Consider the following 18,627-nt stretch of genomic DNA (forward strand, 5'->3'; position numbering starts at 1 on the left):
TCGAAGCAAACCAGATGTGACGTGCCGAGCGGGGAGGCTGGAACGGGTGATCAACTGGGTGGACCTGCGCAGCGGGACGGCCGCACAGCGGCAGGCGTACGCCGCGCTGCAGGAGCTGCGGATCATGGAGGTGCTGGCGCCCTACGATCCGGTGCTGGCGGGAACCTTCCCCCTGGACCTGAACGTCCCGGGCAGCGACCTTGACATCATCTGTGAGGTGCACGACGGCGAGGCGTTCGGGCGCACCCTGACCGAGGCGTACGGTCACCTGCCCGGGTTCGCGGTGCGATCCGCGGTGAAGCACGGCCTGCCCGCCGTCATCTGCGGCTTCCGCTACGGGGACCTCCCGGTGGAAGTCTTCGGGCAGCCGATGCCCTCCCGGGAGAACCATGCCTGGCGCCACATGGCGGCGGAGGCGCGCCTGCTTGCCCTCGCCGGCCCCGGGGCAGCGGAGGAGATCCGCCGGCTCAAGGCGGGGGGCCTGAAGACGGAGCCCGCCTTCGCCGAGTACTTCGCCCTGCCCGGCGACCCCTATGAGACCCTGCTCGCGCTGGCCGACGCGCCGGACAACGAGCTGGGCGGGCTGGTCGAGCGCGCCCGGCGCACCCGGGCCGAGTGCCTCTTCTGCCGGATCGCCACGGGCGGGGAGGCCAGCCGGGTGTACGAGGATCCGTACACCCTGGCGTTCATGAACATCCGCCAGGCGAACCCGGGGCACGTGCTGGTGATCCCGAAGCGGCACGTGGAGCAGGTCTTCGACCTGGACAGCGACCTGGACAGCGACCTGGCCGGCCGCCTCGGCCAGACCATCGCCGCCGTGAGCCGGGCGATCCGGGCGGCGTTCGGGGTGACCGATCTCAACGTGTTTCAGAACAACGGCGAGGCGGCTGGTCAGGAGATCTACCACGTCCACTTCCACCTCTTCCCCCGACGCCCGGGCGACGGACTGTTCCAGGTCTACCCGGGGCACCTTCCGCCGCCCCAGCCCCGCGCTGTCCTCGACGACCTGGCCGGGCGCATTCGGGCGGAACTGTGACAGGAACTTCAGCCGACAGCCCGGGGACCGGAAGGCGCCGGGCTGTCGTTCAGACGTGAAGTGGCAGAAATCCGCAGAGTGCTGCGCTGGAGGCTGCGGGAAAAGTGACACTTCACGTGTCAAGTGTCCCGGGCTCAGCCGGCATCCGGGGTCCGGGGAAGGCACCGGGCGGTCGTTCACACGTAAAGTGGCAGAAAATCCGCAGGGCGCTGCGCTGGAGGCTGCAGAAAAGTGACACTTCACGTGTCAACTGTCCCGGGTTCAGCTGGCAACCGGGGACCGGGGAACGCACCGGGCGGTCGTTCAGACGTGAAGTGGCAAAAAATCCGCAGGGCACTGCGCTGAAGGCTGCGGAAAAGTGACACTTCACATGTCAAGTATCCCGGCTTCAGCCGGCATCCGGGGTCCGGGGAAGGCACCGGGCGGTCGTTCAGACGTGAAGTGGCAAAAAATCCGCAGGGCACTGCGCTGAAGGCTACGGAAAAATGACACTTCACGTGTCAACTGTCCCGCGTTCAGCTGGCATCCGGGGACCGGGGAAGGCACCGGGCGGTCGTTCAGACGTGAAGTGGCAAGAATCCGCAGGGCGCTGCGCTGGAGGCTGCGGAAAAGTGACACTTCACGTGTCAAGTATCCCGGGTTCAGCTGGCATCCGGGGACCGGAGAAGGCACCGGGCGGTCGTTCAGACGTGAAGTGGCAAGAATTCAGCTGGCATCCAGGACCCTGGGAAGAGGCCGGATGGTCATCCAAGAACGTGCAGCGGCTCCGGATCGTCGTCCAGACGTAGGGTAGCACGATGCCGCGGGGGCTCGCGTCAGAGGCTGGGGACGGGTACTACTTCATTCTTCGAAGGTCCTGAGTCCGCCAGGGTCACAAGCGCGCACAACTGATCGGGCTGGTCGGCACAAGGCCGGCCAGCCCGATCGCATCAGCACCGTTGTCTCCCCGGCTCCTCTCATTCCACCCGCGGCCACGTCGCCTCCAGCAGGATGCCGTGCGGGTCGAAGAACAGCATGTTCTGGATGGGGCCGATGGTACCGGTGGGCGTGACCTCCACGCCATGCTCCCGCAGCCGCTGCCGCAGCGCCTCGGCGGCCCTGGCATCGGGCAGCGAGAAGGCGATGTGCTGCAGCGCGCCGGGGATGAACCCGCCCTGCTGGAGCTGCTCCATCGTCAGCCGGTGGATCTGGGCGGACGGGTTCTCGAAGAAGTGCAGGCCCCAGGTCTGCACCGAGTCGCCCGGGCGGATGAAGCAGTGCCGCTGCGGCAGCACACCCCCGCCGACGCGGATCTCACCGACCTGCATCCCGAGCACGCCGCCGTAGAGAGCAATGGTGGCGTCCAGATCTGGGGTGACCAGTGCGATGTGGTGGAATCCCTCCCACGGAATCGGTTGACTCATCCTCTACTCCTCCTCTGCGCACCGCTGGACGACGGGCTGAGCAGGCCGTCCCTCCGGGCGAAGATGCCATCTCCACCGCAGCCCCCGCGCCGGCCTCACGTTCGACCAGCTTTCATCCGGCCAGTGCACCGACCCGCCGCAGGATCTCCGCCACCGCTTGTGCGACGCCGTCCTCCGCCCGGATCGCCTCGCCCAGGGCGGCGGCCCGGCGCTGCATCTCCGGGTCTCCGGTCGCGGCCCGAACCGCCTCCGCCAGCCGCTCGGCGGTGAGCTGCCTCCGGGGAATCGGCGCGGGGCCGACGCCCAGTTGATGCACCACCCGGCCCCAGAAGGGCTGGTCCGTGGTGGCCGGACAGACCAGGGTCGGCTTGCCCGCGGCCAGCCCGGGCGCGACCGTGCCTGCACCGCCGTGGTGGACCACCGCGGCTACCCGCGGGAAGAGCCAGTCGTGGGGCGCCTCGGGGATGGCGAGGACGTCCGGGGAGAGGAGTCTCGGCCCGTCGCCGCTTCCCGTGGCGAGGATGCCCCGCACGCCAGCCTGGCTGAGGGCCTCCAGCGCCATCCGGGTGCCCTCGTCCCGGTCCAGGCCCGCGACCGACCCGAACCCGACGTACACCGGGGGAGGCCCGGCCTCGAGGAAGGCGGACAGAGCCTCCGGGGGATGCCAGACCTGAACCCGCCTGGCGAACCAGTAGCCCGTGACGACCGCCTCGGGCGGCCAGTCGGCGGGCGGCGGCACGACGTGGCGGCTGAAGGCGTGCAGCACCGGAACCGGCTGGCCGCCCTGCGTGAACTCATCCTCACGGCGCGGCCCCAGGCCCAGCACTTCCCGGCGCCACGCGTCGATCATCTTCCGGAACGGGCGGGTGCCCGAACGCACGGCGGCGTAGGTGAGCCGGTTCAGGAAGCCGCCCAGGTCCCGGCTGACGAAGGCGGGTGCCGGAAACGTCGCCGTGGGCACAACGACCGGCACCGGCGCCCCGATGAAGCAGGGCACCCGCAGCCGCTCGGCCAGGTGGACGCCAGCCAACGCCTTGGGATGGTAGATGATGGCATCCGCCCCCTGCACCGCCGCCCAGGCGTCATCCAGCATGCGGCGCATCATGGGGATGACGGTCTGCCTGACCGCCTGCATCGTCTTGATCGGGTTCTCCCGGAGGGCCGCCTTGCCCTCGGGCGACTCCAGTAGGGCTGTGAAGTCGCTGCCCATGGGGAAGAAGTCAACGCCGTAACTCCGAACGAAGGACTCGAAGGCGCGAGGGGCAGCCAGCACCGCCTCGTGTCCGGCAGCGGAGAAACCCTGTGCCAGGGCCACGAAGGGCTGGATATCGCCCCGGGTACCAGTGGCGAGGATTGCGAACTTCATCGGCCGGTCCTCCTCGGTCATGCTGCGGGCGCCCCGCGATCTGAGTCATGCACAGCAATAGCTTACCATAAATTGTGGCCCCGCCTGGGATGGCCACGCCCCGAAGCATCCGGTCTGTTCGCTCTCGCTGTGGGTCCCCCGCGGCAGGCAACTCTTCCCTGCGGCTTCCGGTCTGTTCATGCTCGGTGTGGGCAGCCCCGGCCGGGATGGTCACGCCCCGAAGCATTCGGTCTGTTCGCTCTCGCTGTGGGTCCCCCGCGGCAGGCAACTCTTCCCTGCGGCTTCCGGTCTGTTCGTGCTCCGTGTGGCCAGCCCCGCCTGGGATGGCCACGCCCCGAAGCACCCGGTCTGTAAGCCGTCACTGTTGGCTGCGCAAGCCGGTGCCCCCATCGCTGTGCCGCCCCGAGAGGTACGCCTCCTCGTTTACACCAACACGCAGTGCGAACAGAGCAGATACCACCCGGAGAGGTATCCGCCGGCGCCCTCACCAACACGCAGTGCGAACAGAGCAGATACCGCTCGGAGAGGTATCCTCCGGCGCCCTCACCAACACGCAATGCGAAGAGAGCGGATGCCGCCCCGGGGGTGCTTCTCCCCCGGGGCGGCATCCATGCCGGAACCCACGCCCCTGCCTACAGCCGGGACCAGGTCGCCTCCAGGACGATGCCGTTGGGATCGATGAACAGCATGTTCTGAATCGGACCGATCGAACCGGTCGGGGTCGCCTGCACGCCGTGCCGCTCCAGGCGGGCGCGCGGGGCCCCGGCCGCCTCCGCGTCCGGAAGGGCAAACGCGATGTGCTGCAGTGCGCCGGGAACGAACGGCCCGTGCTGCAGCTCTTCCAGGGTCACACGCGGGATCTGGGCGGAAGGATTTTCGAAGAAGTGTAGCCCCCAGGTCGCCGCCTCCTCACCGGGCCGGATGAAGCAGTGCCGCTGCGGCAGCACGCCCCCGCCGGCGCGGACCTCGCCGACCTGCATGCCGAGCACGTTGCCGTAGAAGTGGATGGTGGTGTCGAGATCCGGCGTGACGAGGGCGATGTGGTGAAAGCCCTCCCAGGGAACCGTGCGGTCCATGCGCCCGCCTCCTCCTCATTCGGATGTCCGCAGGTACTGCGCGACCCGTGCCACCGTCTCCGACTCGCTCTCCTTCGCCTCCCGGAGCAGCGGGATCAGCGCGGCGGCCTGCTCCGCGCTCACCGGCGTGTCCAGAGCGGAGGGGTCAGCCAGGTCCTGCCCCAGCACCTCCATCATGCGCCCGTAGATGGCCGCCGTGCGGCGGAAGGCCTCCGCCGCAGGGGCCAGCGCGCGCTCGGCTTCGGCGAGGTGCTCCACGTACCGGGCGGCGCAGGCCCGGGCTTCGGCGTAGACGAAGGTGGCATAGCGGCAGCCGAACTGGTCGAACCCCTCGCGCTGAAGCCCCCGCATCCAGTTGTCGTAGGCCGAAAGGCCCGCCCGGTAGCCGGGCCCCATGTGGCCCTGCCGCTCCATCAGGTCCACGTAGTACCGCAGGCTGCTGCGGGCCGTCTGCCGCTCGTCGGCAGGCACCCGCTCCAGCACGATCTGGTAGTGCAGTTCGGGCGCGCCCGGGAACGACATGCCCAGGTTCTCGTACGGAATCGGATTCCCCCTGGGGCCGTGGCAGCCGCTGGTGAGCAGCACCCCATCCTCTTCGTCGTAGCCCCACACGACGCCGAACTCCCCGGAATCCACGCCCCAGAGCACGACGCCGATTCCCCTGTCGATCGATTCCCGGATGTGCACCAGCGCCCGCCTGCGGGCGGCGTCGAAAGTCGGCATTGCCGGGTGCGCACCGTAGACCTCGGAGTGGACGCCGATCCGGCTCAGCGCCGCCAGGTGGGTGTTCATCCAGTCGTACGCCGTCACCGAGCTGACGCAGCAGGTCTCGTGCATCACCAGGTGAAACGCCATGCCGGTGTCGCCCATCAGCCGCCAGTACTCCCACGGTCCCATGCCCGCGGCGTTCAGAACGCCCTGCACCGCCCCGATGTAGCTCATCCAGCCCTCAACGAACCGGGCGTCCACCGCCCTGCGCCTCGCTTCCATCTTCCTGCTCCTCTCTGATGTGCTGCCCGGGTTCACCCCGAGCATCGGAGGATCTCCGCCACCGCCCGCCCGACCCCGTCCTCCGCCCGGATAGCCTCACCGAGCGCGGCGGCACGGCGCTGAATATCTTCATCCGTCGTGAGCGTCCCAATCGCCGCCGCCAGCCGCTCGGCCGTCAGCCGCCGGCGGGGAATCGGCGCGGGCCCCACGCCCAGCCGGTGCACCACCCGGCCCCAGAAGGGCTGGTCCGTGGTCGCGGGGCAGACCAGCGTCGGCTTGCCTGCCGCCAGCCCGGCCGCCACCGTGCCGGCGCCGCCGTGGTGGACGACCGCCGCCATCCGCGGGAAGAGCCAGTCGTGCGGGGCGCCGGGGATGGCGAGCACGGTATCGGAGAGGCGCACGGGCGCATCCCCCGTCTCTGTCGCGATCACGCCCCTGACGCCCGCCCGAGCCAGGGCCTCGGCGGCCATCCGGGTGCTTCCGTCCCCGTCGATGCCCGACACCGACCCGAACCCGATGTAAACCGGGGGCGGCCCCTCCTCCAGGAAAGCCGCCAGGGCGGCAGGCGGCTCCCACGGCTCATCCCGCCTGGGAAACCAGTAGCCCATCACGATCGCCTCGGGCGGCCAGTCGGCGGGGCGGGGCACCACGTGCGGGCTGAAGGCGTGCAGCACCGGGATCAGCCGGCCGCCCTGCACGTACTCGCCCTCGCGGCGCGGCCCCAGGCCCAGCACCTGCCTGCGCCACTCGTTGATCATCCCCCGGAACGGACGGCTGCCCGACCGCACGGCGGCGTAGGTGAGCCGGTTGAGGAAGCCGCCCAGGTCGCGGCTGACGAAGGCCGGGGCAGGAAACGCCGCCGTCGGCACCACCACCGGCACCGGCGCCCCAATGAAGCAGGGCACCTGCAGCCGCTCCACCAGGTGGGCGCCCGCCAGGGCCTTCGGGTGGTAGACGAGCGCGTCGGCCCCCTGCGCCGCCGCCCAGGCGTCCTCCAGCATACGGCCCATCATGGGGAAGACGGTCTGCCTGACCACCTGCATCATCTTCACCGGGTTTCCCCGGAGGGCCGCCTGCGCCTCCGGCGATTCCAGCAGGGCCGCGTAGTCGCCGCCCATGGGGAAGAAACCGACGCCGTGACTCCGCACGAAGGATTCGAAGCTGCCGGGCGCCGCCAGCACCGCCTCGTGGCCGGCTGCGCGGAGCCCCTGGGCCAGGGCCACGAAGGGCTGGACGTCGCCCCGGGTGCCTGTGGCGAGAATGACGAATTTCATGAGCCGTGCCCCCTCGGTTGGTGCGCATCAGGCAAGACCGGTGCCGCGATCAGGATTGCCCCGTAATCACGCACAACAATAGCTTACCATAATGCACCACCCCCATCGGCCCGGTCTCGCCCGGGAGCGTCCAGTCTGTTCGCATTTGCTATGGGTCTCCCGGCCGGTAAGAGACGCGGGCCCAGGCGCCAAGCGGCCGCCCGAGCCTTCCGGGCGCTCGGGCGGCCGGCGTCAGCAGCCCTTGCTATTTCTTCACCAGCAGATCGAAGCGGTCGAGGTTCATCACCTTGGTCCAGGCCTTGACGAAGTCCTGGACGAACTTCTCCTGGCCGTCGTTGGAGGCGTAGACCTCCGCGATGGCCCGCAGCTGCGCGTTGGAGCCGAAGATCAGGTCGACCCGGGTGGCGGTCCACTTCAGCTCGCCGGTGGCGCGGTCGCGGCCCTCGAACACGTTCTCGTCATCGGTGGCGTTCCACTTCCACCGCATGTCGAGCAGGTTGACGAAGAAGTCGTTGGTGAGCGCACCGGGCCGGTCGGTGAGCACGCCGTGCTTCGTGCGGCCCCAGTTGCAGTCGAGCACCCGCAGGCCGCCGATGAGCACCGTCATCTCGGGCGCGGTGAGCGTGAGCAGATTGGCCCGGTCGATGAGCAGGTGCTCCGCGGGAACCGAGAACTTCCGCTTCAGGTAGTTGCGGAAGCCGTCGTGCACCGGCTCCAGGTAGGAGAAGGACTCGACGTCGGTCTGCTCCTGGGTCGCGTCGACCCGGCCCGGCGTGAACGGCACCGTGATCTCGAACCCGGCGTTCCGGGCCGCCTGCTCGATGCCGACGCAGCCGGCGAGCACGATCAGGTCGGCCAGGGAGACGCGCTTCCGGCCCGTCTGCGACCGGTTGAATTCCTGCTGGATGCCCTCCAGGGTCTCCAGCACGGGCCGCAGCTGCTCGGGCTCGTTCACCTCCCAGCCGATCTGGGGCGCCAGCCGGATGCGGGCGCCATTGGCGCCGCCCCGCTTGTCGGACCCACGGAAGGTGGAAGCCGAGGCCCAGGCGGTCATCACCATCTCCCGGATGGACATCCCGGAGGCCTGGATCCGCTTCTTCAGCTCGGCGATGTCGCCCTCGTCGATCAGGTCGTAGTCCCGCTTCGGCAGCGGATCCTGCCAGATGAACTCCTCCTCCGGCACCTCAGGACCCAGGTAGCGGGAGCGCGGCCCCAGGTCGCGGTGGGTCAGCTTGAACCAGGCGCGGGCGAAGGCCTTGGCGAACTCGTCCGGGTTCTCCAGGAAGCGCCGGGCGATCTTCTCGTAGACCGGGTCCACCCGCAGGGCGATGTCGGTGGTCAGCATGCCGGGCGCGTGCCGCTTGTTGGGGTCGTGCGCGTCGGGGACCGTGCCCTCCCCGGCGCCGTTCTTGGGCCGCCACTGCCAGGCCCCGGCAGGGCTCTTGGTCAGCTCCCACTCGTAGCCGAAGAGGTTCCAGAGGAAGTTGCTGGTCCACTTGGTCGGGGAGGACGTCCAGGTGACCTCCAGGCCGCTGGTGATGGTGTCGCCGCCCTTGCCGGTGCCGTAGCTGTTCTTCCATCCCAGCCCCATCTCCTCGATCGGGGCCGCCTCCGGCTCGGGGCCCAGGTGCGACGGCGACGCCGCTCCGTGGGTCTTGCCGAAGGTATGGCCGCCGGCGATGAGGGCGACGGTCTCCTCGTCGTTCATGCCCATGCGCTTGAAGGTCTCACGGATCTGTTGGGCCGCCTTCAGGGGATCCGGCTCGCGACCGGGCCCCTCGGGGTTGACGTAGATCAGCCCCATCTCGGACGCCGCCAGAGGATCCTCGAGCTTGCCCTCCTCGCCGAAGCGGTCGCGGCCCAGCCACTGCTGCTCACTGCCCCAGTAGATGTCCTCCTCCGGCTCCCATACGTCAGCCCTCCCGCCGGCGAAACCGATGGTCTTCAGCCCCATGGACTCGAGGGCGACGTTGCCGGCGAGGATCATCAGGTCCGCCCAGGAGATGCGCCTGCCGTACTTCTGCTTGATGGGCCAGAGCAGCCGGCGGGCCTTGTCCAGGTTGATGTTGTCGGGCCAGCTGTTGAGCGGGGCGAACCGCTGAGCGCCCGACTCAGCACCGCCGCGCCCGTCCTGGATGCGGTAGGTGCCGGCGCTGTGCCAGGCCATCCGGATGATGAGCGGCCCGTAGTGGCCGAAGTCGGCGGGCCACCAGTCCTGCGACTCGGTCATCAGCTTGCGCAGGTCCTCCTTCAGGGCCCAGTAGTCCAGCTTCTTGAACTCCTCCCGGTAGTTGAAGTCCGGGCCCATCGGGTTGGCCTTCTCGGAGTGCTGGTGCAGGATGCGCAGGTTGAGCTGATTGGGCCACCAGTCCTTGTTGGACGTGCCGTGCCCGGCCGTGGAGCGGATGTCCTCTTCCCTCACAGTCGTCTCCTCCTCTTAGGCGACTCACTTTTTGTAACTTCTGCGATGTAAATGTAATTCTGCGTGTCCGCAGCGAATCCTGCTGAGATTTATTCTCATTCTAAGTAGAACATGCGCCTCTTCCGTAATGACCTCCCTCTCACTCCGCCCTACGTCTTCCCCCTGCCTTCCCCCTGCCTTCCCCCTGCCTTCCCTCTGCCTTCCCTCTGCCTTCCCTCTGCCTTCCCTCTGCCTTCCCTCTGCCTTCCCTCTGCCTTCCCTCTGTCCTCCCTCTGTCCTCCCTCTGCTCTCTTGCTACCGCCCGTATCGGTGAAGTGGTCGAGACGTCCTTGCCTGAGCGCGTCAAATGCTCCGGCAGGCAGCGCCTGCCGGAGCATTCGCGACAAAGCCCGGCGAGCCGGCACGCTTGCGCCTGCCGGCTCCCGCCTGGTTGGGAGGGTCGGGTCCGACGGCGGAGGTCACACGCAGATTCCCGGGCCACCGGGCTGCGCCCCGGTCACACGACGGCGCCTTCCTCCAGCACCAGCCGCCCGTCCCGGATGCATGCCACCGCCCCGATGGGCAGCGTGACGTTGGGCACACAGTGACCGAAGGCCTCGGTCTGGTACACGGGCAGGTCCAGGTCGCCCAGCGCCTCTGTCACGGCCAGGGCCATCCCTTCCAAGGGGGACGGCCGGTCGCGGAAACAGCCTTCCATGTGCCCGAACAGGATCGCCTTCACCCCGTCCAACGCCCCGGCGAGCCGTAGCTGGGCCAGTCCGCGCAGGACGGCCGAGGTCAACAGGTTGACCCCTTCCAGGAAGAGGATCGCCCCCTCCGTGTCCGGCCAGTAGGACGTCCCCAGCAGGTGCAGCACGCAGTTGCAGCAGCCGCCCACCAACCGCCCGCGCACGCCGCTATCCTGCCGCCCGCTTGCACCGCCCCGATCGTGTCCGGCGCTCTCGGCCCGCCCCGGCCGTACAGGCCGCACCTCGCCGGCCCAGTCGGGCAGCGGCCCAGGTGGATCGGGATTGGTCAACAGCCGCAGCAGATAGGGAGCCTCCAGTTCAGCGTCAGGCGAGCCCAACCCGTCCGCGAGTCCGGACGCGTGGAGACTGACGAGGCCCGTGCGGCGCAGCATGGCCGCCTGCAGGAGGGTGATGTCGCTCATGCCGATGAAGGGCTTGGGGTTCTGTGCGATCAGGTCGTAGTCCAGGCCATCCACCAGCGTGATGGCCGTGACGCCGCCGGTGGCGCAGAAGATGGCCTTCACCTCCGGGTCGGCCCACATGGCGTGCAGGTCCGCGAGCTGGGTCTCCCTTGCCCCCGCCCGGACCCCCTCCCGGGCCCACAGAGCTTCCCCGGTCCGCACCCGGAAGCCATACGCCTCCAGCCGCCGGATGCCGGCTTCCACCGCCTCCCGGCGGGCGTCCACCGGTCCCGAAGGCGCGACCACCCCCACGAGGTCGCCACGCCGTAGACGAGGGGGCTTAACCACACCAACGGCCACTGGGAATCACCCCCGATTGCAAGCCTGTTTCACGCACGCCCGAGCCACGCCAAACGAGGCACAACCCCGTTCGGCCGTACCCCCACGTGAAGCACCGCCACGCCGCGCGTGCTGAGCGACCTGCTTTACGCCCAGTTCACCCGACAGCATCCACCAACTGCGACCCATGCCCGTCGCTCGGTCGGTTAGGGGAAGTCCGCCGCAACGCCTCTCCTGAACCGCTTCTTCCAGCCGCAAGCAACCGGCTCGACACGGCTGCTTTCATTCAGCCACGACGAACTTTCACTTCGACAACCAGCCAAGTGAAAATCCGTCGCACTTCGCGCCCCCAGGCGTCCCCTTCATACCTGAAGTAACCCGCTCAGCACGGCACCGGCGATCCACCCACGGCGAACTTCCACTTCGCCCACCAGCCAAGTGAAAATTCGTCGTACCTCGCGCCCTCAGCCGGCTACTTCGTACCTGAAGTAACCCGCTCGGAACGGCAACGGCCACCCAACTACGACGGACTTTCACTTCGGTCTCCAGCCAAGTGAAAATCCGTCGCATTTCGCGCCCCCAGGCGGCCCCTTCATACCTGAAGTAACCCGCTTAGAACGGCGACGGCGATCCACCCACGGCGAACTTCCACTTCGCCCACCAGGCAAGTGAAAATCCGTCGCATTTCGCGCCCCCAGGCGGCCCCTTCATACCTGAAGTAACCCGCTTAGAACGGCGACGGCTACCTAGCTACGCTGAACTTTCACTTCGCTCACCAGCCAAGTGAAAATCCGTCGTACCTCACGCCCTCAGCCGGCTACTTCATACCTGAAGTAACCCGCTCAGAACGGCGACAGCTACCCAGCTATGGCGAACTTTCACTTCGACCACCAGCCAAGTGAAAATCCGTCGTACCTCGCGCCCTCAGCCGGGTCCTCCACGCCTGAAACAACCCCCTGAGAGCGGCAGCCGCCCCCCAGATGCGTCGGCTCGGCCCCCTCCTCACGGCCGGATCCGCCCCATGACCACCGTGTCCACGTACTGCCCGTCCCGGAAGGCCGCCATCCGCTTGCGCCCCTCCGCGACGAACCCGAACGACTCGTACAGCTTGATGGCCCGTTCGTTGTCGGGGAACACCTCCAACTCGACGCGCAGGACGTTGAGCCAGCGGTCGGCGACGTCGATGGCGGCCGCCATCAGCGCCCGACCGATGCCCCGCCCCTGCCAGGCGTCGTGCACCATGATCCCGAGGCTGGCCGTGTGCAGGGTCCGGGAGTTCCGGTAGCGCTGCAGCCATACGTTGCCCACCACCTTCCCGTCCACCTCGGCCACCAGCACGTAGTCGTACCGGGGGTCGATCCCCTCCAACTTCTTCCGCCACGACTCCGGCGTGGTGTGAGGCGGCTGCAGGGTTCCGTAATAGACCTGCGGCCGGGACATGATCTCCGCGAACGCTTCCGCGTCCGACGGCCGGGCCATCCGAATCCCGATCTGCTCCATCGCTTCCCCTCCCGGTTGCAACGTCTGCGACGCTCACATGGGGGGTGACGCCGTCGTTCCTCGGGTTTGCCCGCCCCATGCTTCACGTCTAGTTTTTGGCTGACGGAAATAGTACCCATACCGTTCCAACGGCATTGAAACATTCAGCCTATGCCACTCTGTTCGAATCGTCTCTTTCTTTTCAGGCCCGTGCTGGACGAACCGCAACATCGGGCGGGCCCATGAACGTCACGGCCGGATCCGCCCCATGACCAGCGTGTCCACGTACTGACCGTCGCGGAAGGCGGCCATCCGCTTGCGCCCCTCCACGACGAAACCGAAGGACTCGTACAGCTTGATCGCGCGCTCGTTGTCGGGGTACACCTCCAACTCGATGCGGAGGATGTTGAGCCATCGGTCGGCGGCATCGATGGCGGCCGCCATCAGCGCCCTGCCGATGCCCTGCCCCTGGTGAGCGTCGTGCACCGACATGCCCAGGGAAGCCACGTGCAGGGTGCGGGGATGCCGGCTGCGGTGCAGCCCGAGGTTGCCCACCACCTTCCCCTCCACCTCGGCCACCAGCACATAGTCGTGTTGGGGGTCATTGCTCTCCAGCCGCTTCTGCCACGACTCCGGCGTGGTGTGTGAGAGCTGCAAGGTACCGTAGTACACCTTCGGCTGGGTCATGATCTGCGCGAACGCCTCTGCGTGAGACGGGCGGGCCATCCGAATTCGGATCTGATCCATCGGTGCGCCTCCTATCCGGGTCCTGTCGGGCTCCGTCTCCCTGATATTTAAACTATGAGACGGTTCAATCTCCCAGACCGTTCCAACCAATCCCGCCAGCAACCGCCTGTCCCAACGCCGGCGCCGGAAGCCATCGCCGACGGGTAGCGGCAGCGCCCGAGAGCGATACCCCAGCCGGGGTGGGGGTACCTGCATGCGCCCGCCGCAAGAAAAAGGGGCCGTTCCAGCGAGCGGTGTGCCCGCGGGACAGCCCCTTCTGTCGCTACACCGTCGTGCGGATGTGCAGCTCCTGCAGCTGCTTCGGCGCCACCTCGCTGGGGGCGTCGGTCATCAGGTCCGTGGCCTTGGCCGTCTTCGGGAAGGCGATCACGTCCCGGATCGACTGCCGCCCGGCCAGGAGCATCACGAACCGGTCCAGGCCGAAGGCGATGCCGCCGTGGGGCGGGGCGCCGTACTCGAACGCCTCCAGCAGGAAGCCGAACTTGGCCTGCGCCTCCTCGGGCGTGAAGCCCAGCAGCTCGAACATCCGGTTCTGCAGCGGCCGCTGGTGGATTCGGATCGATCCGCCGCCCAGCTCGACGCCGTTCAGGACCAGGTCGTAGGCGTTGGCCCGGATAGCCGCCAGCTCCTCCCGGGTGGCCCCCTCCTTGAACACCTTGTCCAGGTCCTCGGGATGGGGCGAGGTGAACGGGTGGTGCACCGCCACGAACCGGTTCTCCTCCTCGTCCCACTCCAGCAGCGGGAAGTCGATCACCCACAGCAGGTTGAACTCGCCGGGCTTGCGGAGGCCGAGCCGGTTGCCCATCTCGACCCGCAGGGCGCCCAGGGCGGCGGCCACCACGTCCGGCTGGTCGGCGACGAAGAGCAGCAGGTCGCCGGGCTCCCCTTCCAGCCGGCGGACGATCTCCGCCGTCTCCGCCTCGGTGAGGAACTTGGTGAAGGAAGAGCGGACCTCGCCGCCCTCGCCCAGGGCGATGTAGGCCAGCCCCTTGGCCTTGTAGGTCTTCACGAACTCGGTCAGCTCATCGATCTGCTTGCGGGAGTACCCGCCGCATCCCTTGGCGTTGATGCCCTTCACCTGACCGCCGGCCTCCACGGCGCCCTTGAAGACGCCGAAGCCGCAGCCGGCCGCCACATCGCTGACGTCCACCAGCTCCATGCCGAAGCGCAGGTCGGGCTTGTCGGAACCGTACCGGGCCATGGCCTCGGCGTAGGTGAGCCGCTTGAAGGGGGTGGGCACCTCCACGCCCAGGGCGTCCCGGAAGACCCGGGCGACCATCTGCTCCATCATCGACAGCACGTCGTCCCGCTCCACGAACGACATCTCCACGTCGATCTGCGTGAACTCCGGCTGCCGGTCAGCCCGCAGGTCCTCGTCCCGGAAGCAGCGGACGATCTGCACGTACCGCTCCAGGCCGCTCACCATGCAGAGCTGCTTGAAGATCTGCGGCGACTGGGGCAGGGCGTAGAACTTGCCCGGGTTCACCCGGGAGGGCACCAGGTAGTCGCGGGCCCCCTCCGGCGTCGACTTGGTGAGCATCGGCGTCTCGATCTCCAGGAAGCCGTGCTCGTCGAAGAAGTCCCGCACCGCCTTGGTGACCCGGTGGCGGAGGATCAGGTTCCGCTGCATCTCCGGCCGGCGCAGGTCCAGGTAGCGGTACTTCAGCCGGACCGTCTCGTCCACGTCCAGGTCGTCCTGGATGTAGAAGGGCGGCGTCTTGGCCGGGCTCAGGATGCGCAGGTCCAGCGCCCGGATCTCGAACCGGCCGGTGGGGATGTTGGGGTTCACCGCCTCCGGTGTCCGGTGGACCAGCCGGCCCCGCACGGCCAGCACGTACTCGGAACGGACCTGCTCCGCCTTGCGGAAGAGGTCGGCGCCGCACTCCTCCACGTCGAAGACCACCTGCACCAGGCCGGTGCGATCCCGCAGGTCCACGAAGATCAGGGAGCCGTGGTCACGCCTGCGCTGCACCCAGCCGTTGACGGTGACCTCCTGCCCCACCAGGGCGTCGGTGACCTCGCCGCAGTAGACCGTACGCTTCATGCCCTGAATCGACTCGCTCATGCCTCAGCCCTCCGCAAGTGCGAGATGATCTGATCGAGCGGCACCGACTCCTGCGTGCCCTCGTCCATGTGCTTCACCGATGCGACGCCCTGGCGCACCTCGTCCTCGCCCAGGATGACGACGTACCGGCTGTTCTGCTTGCCGGCGTACTTCATCTGCGCCTTCAGGCTGCGCCCCAGGTAGTCGATGTCGGCCGAGAGGCCGGCGTCCCGCAGCGCGTAGAGCAGCTTCAGCCCCACGGGCCGGGCCGCCTCGCCCAGGGTGGCCACGAAGACGTCCAGCCGGGGCCGGTCGGCGAACGGGGCCGTCAGCCCCTCCTCCTCCAGGACCATCAGCACCCGCTCCATTCCCATGCCGAAGCCGACGCCCGGCGTGGGCTTGCCGCCGACGATCTCGATCAGCCCGTCGTAGCGGCCGCCGCCCCAGAGGGCCGACTGCGCCCCCAGCTTCGGGTGCAGCACCTCGAACACGGTCTTGGTGTAGTAGTCCAGCCCCCGCACGATGCGGGTGTCGATCTGGTAGGGGATCCCCATGGCCGCCAGGTGGCTCAGCAGGCCCTCCCAGTGGCGCCGGCAGTCGTCGCAGAGGTAGTCCAGCGTCACCGGGGCGGTCCGCTGCGCCGGGTGGTCGGCGTCCCGCTTGCAGTCCAGGAGCCGGAGCGGGTTCTTCTCAAAGCGCGTGTTGCAGTCCTCGCACAGCTCGCCCAGGTGCGGCCGGAAGTGGTCCTGCAGGGCCTGCCGGTAGCGGGGCCGGCACTGGGGACAGCCGATGGAGTTGACCGAGACCACGAGGCCCGTGAGCCCCAGCCGGGCCACCACGTCCAGCCCCAGCTTGATCACCTCGGCGTCCACCGCCGGATCCTGGGCGCCGAAGACCTCCACGTCCAGCTGGTGGAAGCCCCGGAACCGGCCCTTCTGCACGTTCTCGTACCGGAACGCCGGACCGTAGGCGAAGATCTTGGTCGGCTGCGGGTTGTTGTACAGGCCGTTCTCGAGCCAGGCCCGCACCAGCCCGGCCGTGAACTCCGGCCGCATCGCCATCCGGCGGGCGTCCGGGTCGTCGCCCCGGGGCGTGATGTTGAACATCTCCTTGGTCACGATGTCGGTGGTCGCCCCGACGCCGTGGATGAACAGGTCCACGTACTCCACCATCGGCGGCCGGAGCTCCTGGTAGCCGTACAGCCGCGCGACCTCCCGGAAGATCTCCTCCAGCCGCTGCCAGCGGTAGGAGTCCCGCCAACCGTACTGCTCGCCCGGGAGGATGTCGTTGAATCCCCGCGGCGCCTGGATGCTCACGCTCGATCCTCTCCTCGTCCGGTTGTTGTGAGGGGCTCGCTCTCCCCGAGGTAGACCGGGTCGATCGGCTCCTCCCGCACCTCGCCGTTTACGGCGTAGACCCAGTAGGCTCTGGCCCCGGGCCGGGAGGAGACCACCTTGAACAGGTGCTCGCCGACGTAGTGCAGGGCCACGCCGTCGTCCGCCGCGATGCCGTCGCTCAGCACCCCGGCCTTGCGCAGCCGATGGTAGGCCGGCCGGCGCTCGGGCTCGCCATCGTAGTGCGGGCAGTTGCTGCCCTTCAGGAAACCCAGCCCCGGAAGGGCGGTCAGCTCGCCGGGGATCGAGTCGGTCACGCCCTGCTCGAACCAGCAGATGGAGCCGGCGCTCAGCCCCGCCAGGATGATGCCCTGCTCCCAGGCGGTGTGCAGCACCTGGTCCAGCTCCCACTCCCGCCACAGGGCCAGCATGTTCTTGGTGTTGCCGCCGCCCACGTAGATCACGTCCTGGACCAGCAGGAGGGCGGCCATGTCCCGCACCGTCGGCCGCAGGAGCGAGAGATGCGTCGGCTCCGCGCCGAGCTGGGTCATCGCCCGGTAGAAGTTGACGATGTAGCCCTCCGCGTCGCCACTGGCCGTCGGCAGGAAGCAGACCTTCGGCCGGGCCTTGCCGGTGAGGCCCAACACGTACCGATCCAGGAGCGGGTTCTCCGGTTCCATGGAGAAGCCGCCGCCGCCCATCGCCACAATCTGCTTCATCCGTGCCCCCTCCTTGTCGGGATAAAAAACAGCGCCCGTCCCGCATGGGACGAGCGCATGCGCTCGCGGTGCCACCCACGTTGATGCCCACCTGCGGGCAGGCATCCCCTTGGCAGGGCCGTCGCCCGGAGAGCGAAGCCCCCTCCCTCTGATAACGGCGGGAGTCTCCGGCGCAGCCTACGCAACCGCCGCGGCACGTGGTGCCTGCGCGGCCTTCGACTGCGCAGCTCGAGGGGGTGTCCGGCTCCGCCGCCTTCCCGCCGACCTTTCAGCCTGAGGGCCGGCTCTCTGCAGGGGGCCCGTGCGGAGCCCTGCTCCCTGTCATCGCCTTTGATCCTGGATTCTACTTCTCTGGCCACGGGCTGTCAATACCCTAAACCAAAAGTCTCAGGGCCCGCGGAATCGACTCCAGGGTCACCGGCAGGCTGCCGATGACCTCGCCGTCCACCTGGGTGAGGGGGGCGTGTTCGGCGGCCGCCGTAATCGACACCCTGCGCGCCTTGCGGTAGATCACCCCGGGCAGGTTCCGGTGCAGCCCCACCAGCGCGGCCGAGACGTAGCGCAGGTAGTCTCCCACCGCCTCTGCGGTGAAGATGCAGACGTCCAGGTCAGGGTCGGTGAGGGAGGCGTCCGGCGTGAACTGGAAGCCGCCACCGTAGGAGCGGGCGTTGCCCGCCACCACGAACCGGCCCTCCACCGGCGGCTCGCCGTCCAGGTGCACGACGAACGGCGCCAGCTCCCACCGCCAGATGAACTGCATGGCGGCCACGAAGAAGGCCGCCTTCCCAAACCGGCGCTTGAGCTCGGGATCCACCGAACCGGCCACCGCCGCGTCCAGGCCGACCCCGGCCATCAGCAGGAAGTACCGGTCGTTGGCCCGGCCCACCGTCACCTCCGCGGTCCGCCCGTCGCGGATCCGCCTGGCCATCTCCTCCGGCCGGTGCGGAAGGTGCAGCTCGGCGGCCAGCACGTTCGCGGTGCCGCCGGGCCAGAAGCCCAGAGCCGCCCCGGTGCCCATCACCCCCTGCAGCGCCTCGTTCATGGTGCCGTCGCCGCCGTGGGCGAGGATCAGGTCGTACCCTTCCCCGGCCCTCGCCTGCGCGATCTCGGTCGCGTGGCCGGGCCGCGCCGTGGGGCAGATGGCCACCTCGCAGCCGGCTGCGCGCAGGGGCGCCGCCAGCCGGGCCAGCGGCTCCTCCCGCTCCCGGGGCCGCCCGGAGGCCGGATTGTAGATGACCGCAATGCGCCGGAAGGCCATGCGCGCCACCC

Annotated in this window: 14 protein-coding genes; 1 reads left to right on the plus strand and 13 read right to left on the minus strand. The window is 68.6% G+C overall.

Annotated elements, in window-relative coordinates:
• Positions 1 to 46: 46 nt before the first annotated feature.
• The gene (locus tag STH_RS18890) at positions 47 to 1,036 is read left to right on the plus strand and encodes a DUF4269 domain-containing protein (RefSeq protein ID WP_070105460.1); all 990 of its coding nucleotides are present in this window, start codon (positions 47 to 49) and stop codon (positions 1,034 to 1,036) included.
• Between the two features lie 956 nt (positions 1,037 to 1,992).
• On the opposite strand, the gene STH_RS12005 is transcribed toward STH_RS18890, so the two are convergent.
• The 13 genes from STH_RS12005 to STH_RS12065 all read right to left on the minus strand — a co-directional run bounded on the left by STH_RS12005 (position 1,993) and on the right by STH_RS12065 (position 18,616).
• Positions 1,993 to 2,439 carry a VOC family protein gene (locus STH_RS12005; RefSeq protein WP_011196533.1) on the minus strand — a complete coding sequence of 149 codons (447 nt, stop codon included), beginning with the start codon at positions 2,437 to 2,439 and terminating at the stop codon, positions 1,993 to 1,995.
• 112 nt (positions 2,440 to 2,551) lie between these two features.
• Positions 2,552 to 3,805 (minus strand): glycosyltransferase, encoded by a 1,254-nt coding sequence (locus STH_RS12010; protein WP_011196534.1) that lies wholly within the window; start codon positions 3,803 to 3,805, stop codon positions 2,552 to 2,554.
• Between the two features lie 632 nt (positions 3,806 to 4,437).
• Positions 4,438 to 4,881 carry a VOC family protein gene (locus STH_RS12015; RefSeq protein ID WP_011196536.1) on the minus strand — a complete coding sequence of 148 codons (444 nt, stop codon included), beginning with the start codon at positions 4,879 to 4,881 and terminating at the stop codon, positions 4,438 to 4,440.
• A gap of 15 nt (positions 4,882 to 4,896) precedes the next feature.
• A complete protein-coding gene (locus STH_RS12020; RefSeq protein ID WP_043714039.1) occupies positions 4,897 to 5,871 on the minus strand; it encodes a hypothetical protein in 975 nt (324 codons plus the stop codon).
• A gap of 32 nt (positions 5,872 to 5,903) precedes the next feature.
• Positions 5,904 to 7,145, minus strand: a complete 1,242-nt coding sequence (locus tag STH_RS12025; protein WP_011196538.1) for a glycosyltransferase — start codon at positions 7,143 to 7,145, stop codon at positions 5,904 to 5,906.
• A gap of 244 nt (positions 7,146 to 7,389) precedes the next feature.
• Entirely contained in the window at positions 7,390 to 9,567 is a 2,178-nt protein-coding gene (gene katG, locus STH_RS12030; protein WP_011196539.1) for a catalase/peroxidase HPI, read from the minus strand.
• A 496-nt stretch (positions 9,568 to 10,063) separates the two neighbouring features.
• Positions 10,064 to 11,008, minus strand: coding sequence for a S66 peptidase family protein (locus STH_RS12035; protein WP_207635384.1), 945 nt, complete (start codon positions 11,006 to 11,008; stop codon positions 10,064 to 10,066).
• Between the two features lie 1,029 nt (positions 11,009 to 12,037).
• Positions 12,038 to 12,535 (minus strand): GNAT family N-acetyltransferase, encoded by a 498-nt coding sequence (locus STH_RS12040; RefSeq protein WP_011196542.1) that lies wholly within the window; start codon positions 12,533 to 12,535, stop codon positions 12,038 to 12,040.
• Between the two features lie 228 nt (positions 12,536 to 12,763).
• Complete coding sequence (locus STH_RS12045) at positions 12,764 to 13,261, minus strand: GNAT family N-acetyltransferase (RefSeq protein WP_011196543.1); 498 nt, start codon at positions 13,259 to 13,261, stop codon at positions 12,764 to 12,766.
• Between the two features lie 262 nt (positions 13,262 to 13,523).
• The gene (gene aspS / locus STH_RS12050; RefSeq protein ID WP_043714041.1) at positions 13,524 to 15,326 is read right to left on the minus strand and encodes an aspartate--tRNA ligase; all 1,803 of its coding nucleotides are present in this window, start codon (positions 15,324 to 15,326) and stop codon (positions 13,524 to 13,526) included.
• The gene (gene hisS, locus STH_RS12055) at positions 15,323 to 16,621 is read right to left on the minus strand and encodes a histidine--tRNA ligase (RefSeq protein ID WP_011196545.1); all 1,299 of its coding nucleotides are present in this window, start codon (positions 16,619 to 16,621) and stop codon (positions 15,323 to 15,325) included. The genes aspS and hisS overlap by 4 nt, the downstream gene beginning before the upstream one ends.
• A complete protein-coding gene (locus STH_RS12060) occupies positions 16,618 to 17,358 on the minus strand; it encodes a peptidase E (protein ID WP_011196546.1) in 741 nt (246 codons plus the stop codon). The genes hisS and STH_RS12060 overlap by 4 nt, the downstream gene beginning before the upstream one ends.
• Before the next feature lie 373 nt (positions 17,359 to 17,731).
• Positions 17,732 to 18,616: a diacylglycerol/lipid kinase family protein gene (locus tag STH_RS12065; RefSeq protein WP_011196547.1), complete on the minus strand. Its 885-nt coding sequence runs from the start codon at positions 18,614 to 18,616 to the stop codon at positions 17,732 to 17,734.
• Positions 18,617 to 18,627 lie beyond the last annotated feature (11 nt).

This window comes from Symbiobacterium thermophilum IAM 14863, assembly GCF_000009905.1.
Taxonomy (GTDB): domain Bacteria; phylum Bacillota; class Sulfobacillia; order Symbiobacteriales; family Symbiobacteriaceae; genus Symbiobacterium; species Symbiobacterium thermophilum.

Excerpts from the sequence above, each read along its gene's own strand:
- STH_RS12005 (WP_011196533.1), bottom strand. The coding sequence starts at position 2,439 with ATGAGTCAACCGATTCCGTGGGAGGGATTCCACCACATCGCACTGGTC.
- STH_RS12010 (WP_011196534.1), bottom strand. The coding sequence starts at position 3,805 with ATGAAGTTCGCAATCCTCGCCACTGGTACCCGGGGCGATATCCAGCCC.
- STH_RS12015 (WP_011196536.1), bottom strand. The coding sequence starts at position 4,881 with ATGGACCGCACGGTTCCCTGGGAGGGCTTTCACCACATCGCCCTCGTC.
- STH_RS12020 (WP_043714039.1), bottom strand. The coding sequence starts at position 5,871 with ATGGAAGCGAGGCGCAGGGCGGTGGACGCCCGGTTCGTTGAGGGCTGG.
- STH_RS12025 (WP_011196538.1), bottom strand. The coding sequence starts at position 7,145 with ATGAAATTCGTCATTCTCGCCACAGGCACCCGGGGCGACGTCCAGCCC.
- STH_RS12040 (WP_011196542.1), bottom strand. The coding sequence starts at position 12,535 with ATGGAGCAGATCGGGATTCGGATGGCCCGGCCGTCGGACGCGGAAGCG.
- STH_RS12045 (WP_011196543.1), bottom strand. The coding sequence starts at position 13,261 with ATGGATCAGATCCGAATTCGGATGGCCCGCCCGTCTCACGCAGAGGCG.
- aspS (WP_043714041.1), bottom strand. The coding sequence starts at position 15,326 with ATGAGCGAGTCGATTCAGGGCATGAAGCGTACGGTCTACTGCGGCGAG.
- STH_RS12060 (WP_011196546.1), bottom strand. The coding sequence starts at position 17,358 with ATGAAGCAGATTGTGGCGATGGGCGGCGGCGGCTTCTCCATGGAACCG.
- STH_RS12065 (WP_011196547.1), bottom strand. The coding sequence starts at position 18,616 with ATGGCCTTCCGGCGCATTGCGGTCATCTACAATCCGGCCTCCGGGCGG.